Genomic DNA, 15,373 nt, shown 5'->3' with positions numbered 1-15,373 from the left:
TTTCAGTTGACATTGCTGGTCGTGCTGGTCATGGACTGGGGACGGAAGCGGCGCCGGTATTCGGCGGGGGCGGTGCCGAGGGCCTTGACGAAGGCACGGCGCATCGCCTCCGGGGTGCCGTACCCGCAGGTGCGCGCGATCCCGGCGACCCCGTCGGTGGTGTCCTCCAACAGCCGTCTGGCGTGTTCGATCCGGACACGTTCGACGTACCGGCCGGGGGTCATCCCCGTCTCGGTCTGGAAGGCGCGGGCGAAGTGGCGGGGCGAGAGGCGGGCCCGGGCGGCGAGCGCGTCGACGGAGAGGTCGTCGTCGGGGTGTTCGGTGATCCAGTGCTGGACCTCGCGCAGCGGCTCGCGGCGTGCGGTCTGTGCGGTGAGCTGGGCGCTGAACTGGGCCTGGTTCCCGGGTCTGCGCAGAAAGACCACGAGGTGGCGGGCGACGGTGAGGGCCACCTGCCGGCCGAAGTCCTCCTCGACGAGGGCGAGGGAGAGATCGATGCCCGCGGTGACACCGGCGGAGGTGGCCAGCTTCCCGTCGCGAACGAAGATCGGGTCCGGGTCGACCTCGACATCCGGGTAGGAGCGGGCGAGATGCTCGGCGACCACCCAGTGGGTGGTCACCCGGTGCCCGTCCAGGAGGCCGGCGGCGGCGAGGAGCAGCGCTCCCGTGCAGACCGAGACCAGTCGTTCGGCATGCGGGGCTTGGGTGCGCAGCCAGTCGACGAGTGCCGGATCGGGGTGACGGGTGCCCTGGCCGCCAGGAACGAGAAGGGTGTGGGGCGGTTCGGCGTCGGCGAGGCTGCCGTCCGGAACGAGGGTGAGGCCGACGCTCGTGCGGACCGGCGCCCCGTCGAGGGAGGCGGTTCGGAGGCCGTACGTGACGTCCGGGAAGCGGGAGGCGCCGGCGAAGACCTCCATGGGCCCGGTCACGTCGAGACTCTGAACGCCGTCGAAGAGGACGACGAGTACGGATCGCTGCGTCATGTCCGCCATCCTGGGCAGCCGCGAAGATGGCCGCAATGACGAAGAACCCACCTTTCCTGCCATAGCGGTACCGGTCGGAATTGGGCCGGGCCCCGGGGTTACGGGGCGTACCAACCAGTCGGTAACGTGCGGGCATGAGTACTCTGCCGCGCGCCGGACGCCGCTGCCACAACGCCATCAACCCCCTGCACTCGACGGTCTACTTCTCCCCCGACCTCGGCAAGGAGCTCGCAGAGCTCGGCATCGACGACTCGAACGCCGCCTACTTCGCCTCACGCGGAGCGGCGCTCGGCGCCGTCGGACCCGGCACGGTCACCGCCACCTTCTACAACTTCAACCACGAACTCGTCGCCCGGCACCTCCCCGCGGTGTGGTCCGTCGCCTCGCCGCAGGCGGTCCTGGACGCCCGGCTGCGGGCCGTGGACACGACGCTGCGCCGGCTGCTCGGCCCGGAGATCATCGACTCGCCCGAGCTGGCCGAGGCCGCGGGGCTGGCGCTGCGCGCCGCCGAGGCGTGCACGCGACACGCCCGGCCGCTGTACGCCGCCCACGCCGATCTGCCGGTGCCGGAGCAGCCGCATCTGGCGTATTGGCACGCCGGGACGCTGCTGCGCGAACACCGCGGTGACGGCCATCTCGCCGCGCTCGTCGCCGCCGGCCTCGACCCGGTCGAGGCCCTGGTCAGCCACACCGCGACCGGAAAGGGGATGTCCCCGCGCTGGGTGCTCGCCACCCGCGGCTGGCGCCGCACGGACTGGGAGGAAGCGGCCGAACGGCTGCGCGGGCGCGGACTTCTCGACGGCGAGGGCGAGTTGACGGAGGCGGGCGTCGCACTGCGGGCGGAGCTGGAGGACACCACGGACCGGATGGACCTGGCACCGTACGAGCATCTGGGAGCGGAAGGCGTGGAACGGCTCACCGAGCTGGCGCGCGGATTCCTCATCACGGCGGCTTCCGCGGGTGCGTTCCCGGCCGATCTGGTCGGCAAGGGCTGAGCCGCCGACCGGTCGACAAACGGGGTGGCCGGGCGACACGGCGCCCGACCACCCGGCACAATGCTGGCGAAGGGACCACGGCGTGCCCTGGCCCCGGTAAGCACAGCCAGTACGAGAAGGCGAGTCGGTAGAAACCGTGACGACGTCCATCGAAGGCAGGATCGCCGAGGAGCTCGGCGTACGCGAGCGGCAGGTGAAGGCGGCCGTCGAGCTGCTCGACGGCGGGTCGACCGTGCCGTTCATCGCGCGCTACCGCAAGGAAGCGACCGAGATGCTCGACGACGCGCAGCTGCGCACACTCGAGGAGCGGTTGCGCTATCTGCGGGAGCTGGAGGATCGACGTTCGGCGATCCTCGAGTCCGTACGGGAGCAGGGCAAGCTGGACGAGGCTCTGGAGGCGCAGATCCGGGCGGCCGACACCAAGGCCCGTCTGGAGGACATCTATCTGCCGTTCAAGCCGAAGCGGCGGACGAAGGCGCAGATCGCCCGGGAGGCGGGGCTCGAACCGCTGGCCGAGGGTCTGCTCGGCGACCCGTCGGTCGACCCGCTCGCCGCCGCGGCGGCCTTCGTGGACGCCGACAAGGGCGTCGCGGACGCGGCGGCGGCGCTGGAGGGCGCCCGGGCGATCCTGACCGAGCGTTTCTCGGAGGATGCGGACCTGATCGGCGAGCTGCGAGAGCGCATGTGGTCGCGCGGGCGGCTGGCGGCGAAGGTGCGGGACGGCAAGGAAGAGGCCGGCGCGAAGTTCGCCGACTACTTCGACTTCGCCGAGCCGTTCACCGCGCTGCCCTCGCACCGGGTGCTCGCGATGCTCCGGGGCGAGAAGGAGGACGTGCTCGACCTGGTCCTGGAGCCGGAGGAGCCGTCGGACGAGCCGGGCCCTTCGACGTACGAGAACATGGTCGCCCGGCGCTTCGGCGTGGACGACCGGGGCCGCCCCGGCGACAAGTGGCTCGGCGACACGGTGCGGTGGGCGTGGCGGACCCGGATCCTCGTCCACCTCGGGATCGATCTGCGGCTGCGGCTGCGGACGGCGGCGGAGGACGAGGCGGTACGGGTCTTCGCCTCGAACCTGCGCGACCTGCTGCTCGCCGCGCCGGCCGGCACGCGCGCCACGCTGGGGCTCGACCCCGGTTTCCGTACCGGGGTGAAGGTCGCCGTCGTCGACGCGACCGGCAAGGTCGTCGCGACGGACGTCATCTACCCGCACGTCCCGGCGAACAAGTGGGACGAGTCCCTGGCCAAGCTGGAGCGGCTGGCGAAGGAGCACTCCGTCGATCTGATCGCGATCGGCAACGGCACGGCGTCCCGCGAGACGGACAAGCTCGCGGGTGAACTGTGCGAGCGGAACCCGGAGCTGAAGCTCACCAAGGTGATGGTGTCCGAGGCGGGCGCCTCGGTCTACTCGGCCTCCGCCTTCGCCTCGCAGGAACTCCCCGACATGGACGTGTCGTTGCGCGGCGCGGTGTCGATCGCGCGGCGTCTGCAGGACCCGCTGGCCGAGCTCGTGAAGATCGACCCGAAGTCGATCGGCGTCGGCCAGTACCAGCACGACCTGTCCGAAGTGAAGCTGTCGCGCTCGCTGGACGCGGTCGTCGAGGACTGTGTGAACGGTGTCGGCGTCGACGTCAACACCGCGTCCGCCCCGTTGCTTTCGCGGGTATCGGGCATCGGCTCCGGCCTCGCCGAGAACATCGTCGCGCACCGGGACGCGAACGGACCCTTCCGGTCCCGGAAGGCGCTGAAGGATGTGGCGCGGCTGGGCCCGAAGGCGTACGAGCAGTGCGCGGGCTTCCTCCGGATCCGGGGCGACGACCCGCTCGACGCGTCGAGCGTGCACCCGGAGGCGTACCCGGTGGTGCGGCGGATGGCGAAGGCGGTGAGCGGCGAGGTCGCTGCGCTGGTCGGCAACTCGAGCGTGCTGCGGTCGCTGCGCGCCGACGACTTCGTGGACGAGAAGTTCGGTCTGCCGACGGTCACGGACATCCTGAAGGAGCTGGAGAAGCCGGGTCGCGACCCGCGGCCCGCGTTCAAGACGGCCACCTTCAAGGAGGGCGTCGAGAAGATCGGCGATCTGGCCCCCGGGATGGTGCTGGAGGGGGTCGTCACGAACGTCGCCGCGTTCGGGGCGTTCGTGGACGTGGGTGTGCACCAGGACGGTCTGGTGCATGTGTCGGCGATGTCGAAGACGTTCGTGAAGGATCCGCGTGATGTGGTGAAGCCGGGCGACATCGTGAAGGTGAAGGTGATGGACGTCGACATCCCGCGGAAGCGGATCTCACTGACGCTGCGGTTGGACGACGAGGCGGCACCACAGGCTTCCGGCGGCGGCCAGGGCCGGCGCCGTGAGCGCGCCCAGGGCGCACGCCCTCCCCAGCAGCGCGCCCCCCGCGAACGCCGAGACGGCGGAGGCGGCGCCCGCCAGGCGGCGGCCCCGGCCCCCACGAACAGCGCGATGGCCGACGCCCTGCGCCGCGCGGGCCTGGCGGACGGCGGCAGTCCCAGGGACCGCCGCGGCAAGCGCTGACCAGGCCGGGGGCCGGGCCGGGTGACGAGACCCGACCGGCCCCCGGCGGGCCCACCCGGAATGCGCCGAGGGAACCGGCCGGGCCCGGAGCCGGGCGCCCGCCGAGCACGCCGACCAGCCGGTGCACCGTGCTGGCCCCAACTGAGCTGCGCAGTTCCCGCCCGTCGTACGGGTGGGCACTGGGGCGTGTGTCGGAAGTCCCGCCGTCCGCCCGAAGGGTGGGCCCGGCGGCGTCCGGTGCGTGCGATCGCAAGGCGGAGGGTCGTCCTCGTACTGGACGTACGTGGGCGAGCCCGACAACGCAGCGAGTGTGCGTGCCGGGCGTCGCGGGGCAGGCGGGACCTCCGACACACGCCCTAGCCTCCGGCCACCCCCGCCGTCTCCTTCCGGTCCGCCCCTGCCCCGGTCGCGCGGAGCTGGAGCGACGCACGGCGGGCCGGGATCAGCAGGGCCACGAGGGCCGCGGCGAGGCAGAGAAGGGTGAGCAGGGCGAAGCCGTGGGTGTAGCCGGACTCGTACGGGAGACCGGTCGGCTGGAGCCGGCCGGTGACCAGGATGCCGGTGACCGCGGCGCCGATGGAGCCGCCGATGGTGCGAATGTTGGCGTTCATGCCGGTCGCAGCGCCGGTCTGCTCGGCCGGGACGCTGTGCACGATGAGGGTGGCCATGGAGGCGAACGCCAATCCGATGCCGAGGCCGAACACCCCGGCGGCCACGGAGACCTGCCAGACCTGTCCGTGCCAGACGGTGAGCAGTCCGCAGGAGACCGCACCGAGAGCCGCGCCGGTGACGAGCAGGCTCTTCGCGCCGACCACGGGAGCGAGGCGGCCACTGAGCACACCGGAGGCGAACATCGCGACCAGCATGGGCAGCATCAGCAGTCCGGCCCCGGTGACACTGGAGCCGAATCCGTACCCGGCGGCCGACGGGGTCTGTGCGAAGCCTGGCAGGAATGACCACACCGCGTACATGCCCGCCCCGAAGAGCAGTGCGGTCGCATTGGTCGTCCACACCGGGTACAGCCGCATGATGCGCAGATCGATCAGCGGGTGTTCGGCCCGCGCCTCGGCGACCAGCCATGCGGCGAACAGCACGACGGCGACCCCGAACAGGCCGAGGACCCGGGCCGAGCCCCAGCCCCACGAGCTTGCCTGGCTCAGCGGCAGCAGCAGCGCGACCAGCCAGCCGGAGAGCAGGATCGCACCGCTCCAGTTGACGCGACCCTCGGCGCGCCGCGGCGACTCGGGCACGTACCGGAGGGCGATGGCGGCGGTCAGCGCGACCACGATCACCGGAAGCCAGAACAGCCAGCGGTAGTCGAGCGTGGCGACGATGGGCCCGGCGAGGACGATACCGAGGCCGCCGCCCGCGGCGATGACCGCGGACAGGTTGCTGATGCTGGCGCCGACCCGGGAGGCGTCGAACTCGTCCCGGATGATGCCGAAGGACAGCGGGAAGAGGGCGCCGCCGATGCCCTGCACGACCCGCGCGACGATCAGGGTGCCGATGTTGGGCGCGAGCGCGGCGAGCAGACAGCCGACGAGTACCGCGACGAGTGCGGCGACGAGCGTGCGCTTCTTGCCGATCAGGTCGCCGACGCGACCGAGGATCGGGGTGAAGATCGAGGCGGAGAGGAGATAGGCCGTCATCACCCAGGTCACCGTCGCCTGCGAGGTGTGCATGGCGTGCTGGACGGTGGGCAGGGCCGGTGCGATCAGAGACTGGAGGAGGGAGAACACACCCGCACCGGTCGCGAGGACGGCGAAGGTGACCCGGTTCGAGGAACGCGGTCGGGATGGAGCGGACAAAGTCGGCTTCTCTCTCGGGCATGCGGGCATGCCGGTTCTGCGGGACGGCGGAAACCGGCCGTCTGCACTGGTGGGGAGTGCGGGGTGCCCTGGGGGCACGGACGCGGGGCGCGGCCTCGCTGCCGCGTCCGGAAGGATGGGAGCCGTCGGGCACAGCCGACGCCGGAAGCCGCTCCACTGGTAAAGTGGAGGAGCGCCTCCAGATTAGCGGAGGCACACCTCCGGTTCAAGTCAGGGAGACACAAGGTGGCGCACACCCCGGTGAGCGAGATCGTCGAGGCCCGGCGCCCGCGCCGAGCCGACGCCCGGCGCAACTACGACGCGCTGCTGAAGGCCGCCCGTGAGGCCTTCGCCGCCCAGGGCGCCGACGCCTCCCTGGAGGACATCGCGCGCCGCGCGGGCGTCGGCATCGGCACGCTGTACCGCAATTTCCCGACCCGCCTCCAGCTCTTCGAGGTCGTCTACGCGGACGAGGTCGACGCCCTGTGCAAGGTCGCCGACGAGGTCGCGGACGAGCCGCCGTGGCAGGCACTGACCGTCTGGCTGCGCCGCTTCGTCGAGTACATGGTCACCAAGCGGGCGATTCGCGAGGCGATGGACGGCGAGTCCGATGTGTTCGTCTCCTGCCGCACCTCGATGTACGAGGCGGGCGGCCCGCTGTTCACGCGCGCCCAGGAAGCCGGCGAGGTCCGGCCCGACATGTCCTTCGACGACCTGATCCGCATGGTCGCGGGCGTCACCGGGGCGTCGTACCCCACGACCGAACAGCGCGACCGCGTCCTGGAGATCGCCCTGGACGGCGTACGCACCCGCTGACCCTCAGCTCTCGGTGACCCTGCCCCCGTCCACCCGCAGCATGCGCGTCGTGCGGACGACGTCGAGCATCCGTCGGTCGTGCGTGACCAGCAGCAACGTCCCTGTGTACGAGTCGAGCGCCGACTCCAGCTGCTCGATCGCGGGCAGGTCGAGGTGGTTCGTCGGCTCGTCCAGGACCAGCAGGTTCACGCCCTTGCCCTGGAGAAGGGCGAGGGCCGCCCGGGTCCGTTCGCCCGGGGAGAGGGTCGTGGCGGGACGCATGACATGGTCCGCGCGCAGCCCGAACTTGGCGAGCAGCGTGCGGACCTCGGCGGGTTCGGTCTCGGGGACGGCTACGCAGAACGCTTCGAGCAAGGTCTCCGAGCCGTGGAACAGTTTCCGGGCCTGGTCCACCTCGCCCACCACCACGCCCGAGCCGAGCGTCGCATGGCCCGAGTCCAGCGGCAGGCGGCCGAGCAGCGCCGCGAGGAGAGTGGACTTGCCGGCTCCGTTGGCGCCGGTGATCGCCACCCGGTCCGCCCAGTCGATCTGCAGCGACGCCGGCCCGAACGCGAAGTCGCCGCGCACGACCTGCGCGTCGCGGAGCGTGGCGACGACCGATCCGGAGCGCGGGGCCGTGGCGATCTCCATCCGCAGCTCCCACTCCTTGCGCGGCTCCTCGACGACATCGAGCCGTTCGATCATGCGCTGCGTCTGCCGGGCCTTCGCGGCCTGCTTCTCGCTCGCTTCGCTGCGGAACTTGCGTCCGATCTTGTCGGAGTCGGTGGCCTTGCGGCGGGCGTTCTTGACGCCTTTGTCCATCCAGCTGCGCTGCATCTGGGCGCGGCCTTCGAGGGCGGAGCGCTTGTCGGCGTACTCCTCGAACTCCTCACGGGCGTGCCTACGGGCCCGGTCGCGCTCCTCCAGATAGGCCGCGTACCCACCGCCGTAGAGGTTGATCTGCTGCTGGGCGAGATCGAGTTCGAGGACCTTGGTGACCGTGCGCATCAGGAACTCGCGGTCGTGGCTGATGACGACGGTGCCGGCGCGCAGCCCGGAGACGTACCGCTCAAGTCGCTCCAGTCCGTCCAGGTCCAGATCGTTGGTGGGCTCGTCGAGGAGGAAGACGTCGTACCGCGACAGAAGCAGCGAGGCGAGTCCGGCGCGGGCGGCCTGGCCCCCGGAGAGCGCGGTCATCGGCAGGTCGAGGCCGACGGTCAGACCGAGGTCGGCGGCGACCTCCTCTGCGCGCTCGTCGAGGTCGGCGCCGCCGAGGGCCAGCCAGCGTTCGAGCGTTTCGGAGTACGCGTCCTCCGCCCCCGGTGCCCCGTCGACGAGGGCCTGGGTGGCGGCGTCCATCGCCGTCTGGGCGTCGGCGACGCCGGTCCGGCGGGCGAGGAAGTCCCGCACGGTCTCGTCCTGGCGGCGCTCCGGCTCCTGCGGGAGGTGGCCGACGGTGGCGGTGGGCGGGGAGAGCCGCAGCTCGCCCTCCTCCGGTCGGTCGAGCCCGGCGAGCAGCCGGAGGAGGGACGATTTTCCGGCTCCGTTGACTCCGACGAGACCGATCACGTCACCGGGGGCGACGACGAGGTCGAGTCCGGCGAAGAGTGTGCGGTCGCCGTGTCCGGCGGCGAGGTCCTTGGCGACGAGAGTGGCAGTCATCAGGGTGTCGATCCTAATCGGCGGACGGCTTCGCTCTCGACGGTTGTCAGAGCAGCCCGGCCAGTTTGTAAAGGGCGAGGGAGCCCGCCACGGCGACGTTCAGGCTCGCGCCTGTGCCGATCATCGGTATCTCCACGCACGTGTCGAGGAGATCCAGCGCCTCGGGCGGGATGCCGTGCTGTTCATGGCCGAGAACGACCACGGTCGGTTGGCGGGCTGCCGGCAGGTCGGCGAGACGAATCGCTTCGTCGGCCAGCTCGACGCCGACGATCCGCAGGCCGCGTTCGCGCTGTTTCCGCAACCAGCCGAGGGGGTCGCCGGTCCAGTGGGTGCAGAGAGGTTCACGGAGGGTGTTGCCGCGGGCGAGGGCCTCGGGGACCCAGGGGAAGCGGGGCACGGTGAGGCAGGCGCCGACCGCGTCGCAGGTGCGGGCGAGGGTGCCGAGATTGGCGCCGTGCAGCGGCCAGAGCGGTGCTGCGTAGAGATGGTCCCAGCAGGAGTGGGCGCGGGGGCGCCGGGTGCGGCGCAGTTCCGCGCGGGTGCGGGTGCGGATCGCGGGGGCGGGCCCGCCCCGGTCGCCGCTCATCGCGGCACGGAGGCGGACCTCCTGGACGACTGGTGGTGCGTTCGAGGCATCGTGTGCGGCGATTGGCGGCTCGCCGGGGCCATCGACTCCGTGCTCAGTGGTGGACCATGGGTGCCACCAGCACGCTCCCGGTGGTGCGTGCCACGACGAAGGATTGTCCCTTGACGGCCCGTGTGTCCAGCGGAATTCGGTGCTGCCCCGGCTCCAGTACGCCGTCGAAGACCTCCTGCACGTGGGTGCGGTACAGCCGGTCGAGGCGGTAGGCGACCAGGCTGACCCGGCAGGCCGAGGTGACGTCGACCTCGGCCGTGCCGTCCGCCGCCGTCAGCCGGACGAGGCGGCGCCGGGCCGGTGCGCTGCGGTCCAGGGCGTGCTGGATCTGGGCGACCAGCACCGGGATCACCGGGGCCAGGCCGTCCACGTAGGCGACGTCCGCGGCGGCCCGGGTGAACGCGTGACGCACGGCTGCGCGTTCGTCCTCGGTGATCGCCCGGCCGAAGGCCACGGCGTGGTAGCCGCGGAGTTCCTCGGCCGGCACCTGGGCGGCGTCCGCGGTGATGTCGGCGCCGATCCCGATGGTGCGGAGCGCGGCGGCGAGCTTGGCGAGTACGGCGACGCGAGCGCCGATGAGCAGCACGCGCTGCTCGGCGGGCGCGTCCGGGTCCGGTTCCGGGCCCTCCGCCGCCTCGGACGTGAGAAGGCGTTCCAGTTCCTGCCGGTACTGGTCTCCGTCGAAGCGGAACGGCCCTATCCCGTGGTAGCCGCCCTGTTCCAGGTCGACGGTCTCGTATGTCTGCCAGGCGAAGTCGCGCCAGACGATGTCGGTGCCGTCGCGTTCGATGACGGCGGTGACCGCCCCGCATGCGAGGCTCTCGCACTCCGGACACCCGTAGATCACATACCGTCCGTCGGGCAGCGGGGCGTCCGCTTCGAGGAGCAGGCGCCGCACGTGGGTGGTGAAGATCGCGGGCGGTACGTCGGAGGCGAGCGGGGAGACGGCGTCGAGGTCGGAGAGATGGAACAGCAGCGGACGGCCGTCGATGACGAAGTCCATGAAGTCCCGGTGCACCTGGTGGTCACCACCAGCCAGGACTCCACCGGCTCGCATCGCCGGCGCAAGGCCGAAAGTCGCGTACTCGGCAGACATGTTCCGAGTATTCCCAACGCGGACCCGTTGTGCGCGCGGCAGCGCGGATTCCGTTAGCGTCCGGCCATGAGCGACACACGGGCAGGGATGACGGGGCGGGCGGGCGTGCCGGACGTGATCGTGGTGGGGGGCGGGATCACCGGGCTGACCACGGCCCTGGTGCTGGCCGAGCGCGGCCACCGGGTGCGGGTCTGGTCCCGGGAGCCGGCCGCGGCGACGACGTCGGCAGTGGCGGGGGCGTTGTGGTGGCCGTACCGGATCGAACCGGAGGAGTCGGTCGGCGACTGGTCGCTGACCTCGCTCCGGAGATACGAGGAGCTGGCCGGGCGCCCGGACGAGACGGGGGTGCGGCTGATCCCCGGCCTGCACGGGGGCGAGCGGCTCGCCGCTCTCGGGTCGTGGACAGGGCAGCTGAAGGACGTGACGGAGGTCGCGGAGGGGCTGCGGGTCCGGCTGCCGCTGATCGACATGCCGGTCCATCTTCGCTGGCTGGAGCGGCAGTTGGCGGCGGCCGGCGGCACTGTCGAGCGGCGCACGGTCGCCTCGTTCGACGAAGCCGCCGCGGAGGCGGCGACGGTGGTCAACTGCACCGGTCTCGCGGCGCGCGAGCTGGTCCCCGATGCCGGGGTGCGCCCGGTGCGCGGCCAGCTGGTGCTGGTGGAGAACCCGGGGATCGAGGAGTGGTTCACCGAGGCGGACCCCGAGTCGGACGCGACGACGTACTTCTTCCCGCAGCCCGGGAGGCTGGTTCTCGGCGGCACGGCCGAGGTGGACAACTGGAGCACGGTGCCCGACCCCCGTACCGCCGAGGAGATCGTGGCCCGGTGTGCCCGGATCCGGCCGGAGATCGCGGCGGCGCGGGTCATCGGGCACCGGGTGGGTCTGCGTCCCGCGCGTGACGCCGGTGTGCGGATCGGGGTCGAACCGCTGCCGGACGGCGGGCGGTTGGTGCACAACTACGGGCATGGGGGTGCGGGGGTGACGGTGGCCCTGGGCTGCGCGCGGGCGGCGGCCGATCTCCTCTCCTGAACCGGGCCGCGGGGCGGAGGGCGCGGGCGGCCGGGCAGATCCGCCGTTACCGGCAGATCCCCGGCCGCCCGCCCTCTGTTCGTCCTGCGACACGAGTGGCACCTTTCACGGAAGCCGAGTTCCGCTCTCCGTCGGCAGCGCCACACGCATCACATGGTTCACGTGATCAACAAGCCGTATCGGGCTGACCGTTTGTGAGGTGATATGTCGCCCGCTCGTCCAGGAGGAGCGGGATCAGCTTCCGGGCCGACTGCCGCAACGATACGTACGCTCCGTCACCGTCGGGCCGGGAGGTGACGCCGTGCAGGGCGAGTTCGTCCTTGACGTCGGCGAACTGCGCGGCGCTCAGGCGGTAGCCGCACGGCGGGTCCTGGAGGATCTTGACGGGTTCGGCCGGTTCGTTGTCCGCGCCCCCGAGGTAGACGGGACCGCGGTCGGAGTACCCGGCCGCACGGGACGCGGCGGTGGCGGCGCCGATGGGCCCGCGTCGTTCGTCGGTGAAGCGGAACAGACCGTCGAGCGCGACGAGTTGCGAGTCGACGCGGCGTCGGCTGTTGAGGGCCGGGTCGGCCTTCTCGGCCGCGGTGAGCGCATCGACGCGGGACTCGATGAGCAGGCCGACCGCGTGCTTGATGCCCGAGGTGTTGCGCAGGATGCGCTCCTGTCCGTCACCCGCCGTCTGCTTGATCGGGTCTCCGGTGACCGGGTCGGTCCAGATCCCGTAGAGACCGCTGCTGTAGCCGGCGTCCTTGGCGGTGGGCCGCACGTACTGTTCCGCCAGGGTCTGCGATTCGTTGTGCACCCGGTCGGTGGCGTTGAGGTTGCGGGGCCAGAGGACGAACAGGTCCTTGTCGTAGTACGGCGGGGTGGCACCGTACTCGTGCAGGTCGTAGATCACCTCGGGCTTCCGGTCGCGGATGACCGCTGCCATGGCGCGCGCCTCGGCGGTCTGCAGGGCGATGTGGTCGCGGTTGATGTCGACGCCGTCGGAGTTGCCCCGGGTGTTCGCGGCGCGCCCGTCGGGGTTGGCGGTGGGCACTACGAGGACATTGGTGTGCGAGAGGAAGGTGCGGGTCGCCCGGTCGCCTGCGTACGCGAGATCGCGGACAGTGGTCAGACACGCCTCGCGGCCGGACGGCTCGTTGCCGTGCTGACTGCAGATCAGCAGGACCGTGGTGGCCGCGCGCTGGTTGCCGATGCGGACGAGTTGGAGCGGGCGGCCCTGCTTCGTGGTGCCGATCCGGTCGACGGAGACCCGGTCGCTGCCCTGGTCGACGGCGGCGAGGAAGGACTGCTCCTCGGGCTGGCCGGTCCAGTGGGCCCCGTTGCTGGTTTCGAAGCCGGTACGGGGCGGGGTGTGCGCGGCCTCGGCCGGCGCGGCGGCCAAGGGGACGGCCAGCGCCGTCGCGGCGACGGCGATGGCGAGGTTGCGGGCGAGCGGGATACGGAGTGTCATGAGCGGCTGCCTCCCGGGATACGGAGTGCGGGACGTGGCGGTGCCACGCCTTCGGGACGGGATGCGTGGGGGGTGGCTACCGCGCGCGCGGGGCTCGCGGTGGCGCGTACGAACGCTGCGGCGCCGCCGACGAACGGCAGCTTCGCGGACGTGCGCGCCAGATCGAGGGTGAGCGTGGGGGTGGAGGCCGGCGGGTCGATGAGGTCCCGGTCGGTGCCCGCGACGATCAGGGCGAGGCGGTGTCCGGCCGGCACCACGTGATCGCTCGCGGCCAGATCGACCGTGATCGTGTAGCGCCTGCCCGGGGTGAGCGGGCGGCCCTTGCCTGCGGAGGCGTACGTACCGAGGTCGGCCCAGCCGCGGCTGAAGACGGTCCGGTCGACGGCGGCGGTCCTGGCCGCCGTCTCCTTGAAGCAGGAGCTGTCGCCGGCCGTGCTCGCACCCCAGCAGGTGCGATCGGCGAGGGTTCTGATGCCTTCGCCGGATGCGCCGTAGTCCCGGATGGTGTCGGGGCCGACATCGACGAGGACGGCCGAGAGATGGGCGGTCGAGGTGGTCGGGGTCGCGGTGACGGTCACCTTCGACGAGCCGGAGAGCCGCAGGTCGTGGGCGAGCGGCGCGGTGAGGAACCCGGCCTTGGCATCCGTGGACCGGTCCAGGTCGGCGGCCCAGTCCGTCTCGCTCTGCTTCGGGTCGTCGGTGAACGTCTCGGTGGCGCCGGGCCGGGCGGTCCTCCGGGTGAGGGTGCCGACGCCGGATGCGGTGCCGGTGCCGGGGCGCACGGTGGTGGCGGCGGTGGTGCGTGGCGGCCAGACCTTGTCGGTGGACCATTGGTCGGGGTGGCGTTCGATGTCGGCCATCGGTGCGTGGTCGATGCCGTTGTCGTAACCGAGGAGGTAGTGGTCGAACCAGCGGTGCAGCGTGTCGACCCACTCGGCGCGCCGGTAGTCGAACGGGTCGACATGACCGGTCTGGGAGAGCCAGATCTTGCGCTCCACACCTTGGGCGGCAAGGGCGTCCCACCACTGACCGAGGTGCTTGGTGCGGACGTTGAGGTCCTGCATCCCGTGCACGGCAAAGACGCTGGCCTTCACCTTGCGGGCGTCCTTCACGTAGTCGCGCTCGCTCCAGAGCTCCGTCCAGTCGCCGGTACGGGGCGCCTCGTCGACGAGTTTCTGCTGCACGGCTGCGCAGCGCGCCCGCGCCTCGGGGCTCTCGACATAGTCGGAGAGCCATTCGGGGCCACCGTCGTAGAGGGGGGCGCCCTGGGCGAAGTAGTAGTCGTACCAGGAGGAGATGGAACCGATCGGGACGATGGTCCGCAGCCCGTCGACTCCGGTCGCCGCCACACCGTTGGCTATGGTGCCGTCGTAGCTCTTGCCGATCATGCCGGTACGGCCGTTGGACCAGCGTGCCGTGGTGCGTTCGGTGCCGGTGCGGGTGGTGTAGCCGCGGGCCCGGCCGTTCAGCCAGTCGATGACGGCCGTCGCGGACTGGATGTCGGAGCGGCCGCCGACGTCGACGCAGCCGTCGGAGCGATTGGTACCGGCCAGATCCACGGCGACGAAGGCATAGCCGCGCGGCACGAAGTAGTTGTCGTAGTAGAGCGGGAACTGGACGGGGTCGCCGTTGGTGTCGTAGGTCTTCAACTGGCTCTCGTTGCCCCGCCCGCAGCACGAGTAGTACGGGCTGGCGTCCATGATCACGGGTATCTTCCGGCCCTGTTGCGCGGGTTCGCGCGGCCGGACGATGTCGACGGCGACGCGGTCGCTCTTTCCGTTTCCGTCGCCGTCCAGTCCGGTGTCCACCCAGACGGACTCACGGACGGCGTTCCCGTACGAGTAGACGGCTCTGCTCTCCCGCGGGCTCGCGCCCTGTGCACCTGCCGGTGAGAGCAGGACGGTCATCAGGGCGGCCGAGGCCGCCACCACCAGCGATCTGTACGTCAAACGGGTGCTCCGCGCACGTATCGGCATCTGCGGAAGGTACCCCGGTCAACTCCTGTGCAACAGGGGGCGATCACAGGCTGATGTGACGGATGGGCAATCAAGGTGCCATGTCGGCCGAATGGCGATCGTGTGACAGCTGTGGCCATGGACACGACCAGAGCAGGGGACGCCGAATAGGTTCGAAAAGACCGGTCGGAAAGATCATCCGCCCCGAAGACTTGCGAGGGAACGGCGCAGGAACTGGCGGACCACACGTACGCCCTCCATCCGGCGGACGACGCATTCTGGACGGTGAAGCCGGGAGACCCGGGCCCGGACAACCAGTTCCACGGGGCCGTCTAAGCCTCGATCCACCGACGTGCTCTGAAGATGATCTCTTGATCGATTTGTGAGCTGGTTTCGGTCGGTGGCCGTGGGTGGGCAGGTTGTTTCTGCT

General features: G+C 71.2%; 11 protein-coding genes. 4 read left to right on the top strand and 7 right to left on the bottom strand.

Features of this window, described 5'->3' with window-relative positions; genetic code table 11:
- Positions 1-2: 2 nt before the first annotated feature.
- Complete coding sequence (locus ACFU8W_RS46415; RefSeq protein WP_384051630.1) at positions 3-983, bottom strand: GlxA family transcriptional regulator; 981 nt, start codon at positions 981-983, stop codon at positions 3-5.
- 134 nt (positions 984-1,117) lie between these two features.
- Here ACFU8W_RS46415 and ACFU8W_RS46410 point away from each other — a divergent pair, with 134 nt between their 5' ends.
- Positions 1,118-1,978, top strand: a complete 861-nt coding sequence (locus ACFU8W_RS46410) for a hypothetical protein (RefSeq protein WP_384051627.1) — start codon at positions 1,118-1,120, stop codon at positions 1,976-1,978.
- Positions 1,979-2,114: 136 nt separating this feature from the next.
- Positions 2,115-4,505: a Tex family protein gene (locus tag ACFU8W_RS46405; protein ID WP_384051623.1), complete on the top strand. Its 2,391-nt coding sequence runs from the start codon at positions 2,115-2,117 to the stop codon at positions 4,503-4,505.
- Positions 4,506-4,861: 356 nt separating this feature from the next.
- On the opposite strand, the gene ACFU8W_RS46400 is transcribed toward ACFU8W_RS46405, so the two are convergent.
- Entirely contained in the window at positions 4,862-6,343 is a 1,482-nt protein-coding gene (locus ACFU8W_RS46400) for an MFS transporter (RefSeq protein WP_384051620.1), read from the bottom strand.
- Positions 6,344-6,559: 216 nt separating this feature from the next.
- Here ACFU8W_RS46400 and ACFU8W_RS46395 point away from each other — a divergent pair, with 216 nt between their 5' ends.
- Positions 6,560-7,129, top strand: coding sequence for a helix-turn-helix domain-containing protein (locus tag ACFU8W_RS46395; protein WP_345516344.1), 570 nt, complete (start codon positions 6,560-6,562; stop codon positions 7,127-7,129).
- Between the two features lie 3 nt (positions 7,130-7,132).
- Here the strand turns inward: ACFU8W_RS46395 and ACFU8W_RS46390 are convergent, their stop codons facing one another.
- From ACFU8W_RS46390 to ACFU8W_RS46380, 3 genes are all read right to left on the bottom strand, one after another.
- Positions 7,133-8,770 (bottom strand): ABC-F family ATP-binding cassette domain-containing protein, encoded by a 1,638-nt coding sequence (locus ACFU8W_RS46390; RefSeq protein ID WP_384051616.1) that lies wholly within the window; start codon positions 8,768-8,770, stop codon positions 7,133-7,135.
- Positions 8,771-8,816: 46 nt separating this feature from the next.
- Complete coding sequence (locus ACFU8W_RS46385) at positions 8,817-9,356, bottom strand: TrmH family RNA methyltransferase (protein WP_384051613.1); 540 nt, start codon at positions 9,354-9,356, stop codon at positions 8,817-8,819.
- Positions 9,357-9,450: 94 nt separating this feature from the next.
- Entirely contained in the window at positions 9,451-10,503 is a 1,053-nt protein-coding gene (locus tag ACFU8W_RS46380; RefSeq protein WP_384051610.1) for an oxidoreductase, read from the bottom strand.
- A 66-nt stretch (positions 10,504-10,569) separates the two neighbouring features.
- On the opposite strand from ACFU8W_RS46380, the gene ACFU8W_RS46375 reads away from it, so the two are divergent.
- Entirely contained in the window at positions 10,570-11,532 is a 963-nt protein-coding gene (locus tag ACFU8W_RS46375; RefSeq protein WP_384051607.1) for an FAD-dependent oxidoreductase, read from the top strand.
- 166 nt (positions 11,533-11,698) lie between these two features.
- Here ACFU8W_RS46375 and ACFU8W_RS46370 read toward each other — a convergent pair whose 3' ends face one another.
- Complete coding sequence (locus ACFU8W_RS46370) at positions 11,699-12,988, bottom strand: M14 family metallocarboxypeptidase (protein WP_384051604.1); 1,290 nt, start codon at positions 12,986-12,988, stop codon at positions 11,699-11,701.
- Positions 12,985-14,964, bottom strand: a complete 1,980-nt coding sequence (locus ACFU8W_RS46365) for a Xaa-Pro dipeptidyl-peptidase (protein ID WP_384051601.1) — start codon at positions 14,962-14,964, stop codon at positions 12,985-12,987. Before ACFU8W_RS46365 ends, ACFU8W_RS46370 begins: the two co-directional genes overlap by 4 nt.
- Positions 14,965-15,373: the final 409 nt, after the last annotated feature.

Origin of the sequence: Streptomyces sp. NPDC057565 (genome assembly GCF_042801455.1) — a bacterium.
Lineage (GTDB): Bacteria > Actinomycetota > Actinomycetes > Streptomycetales > Streptomycetaceae > Streptomyces > Streptomyces yanii.
This window is presented reverse-complemented; position numbering and strand designations above follow the sequence as displayed.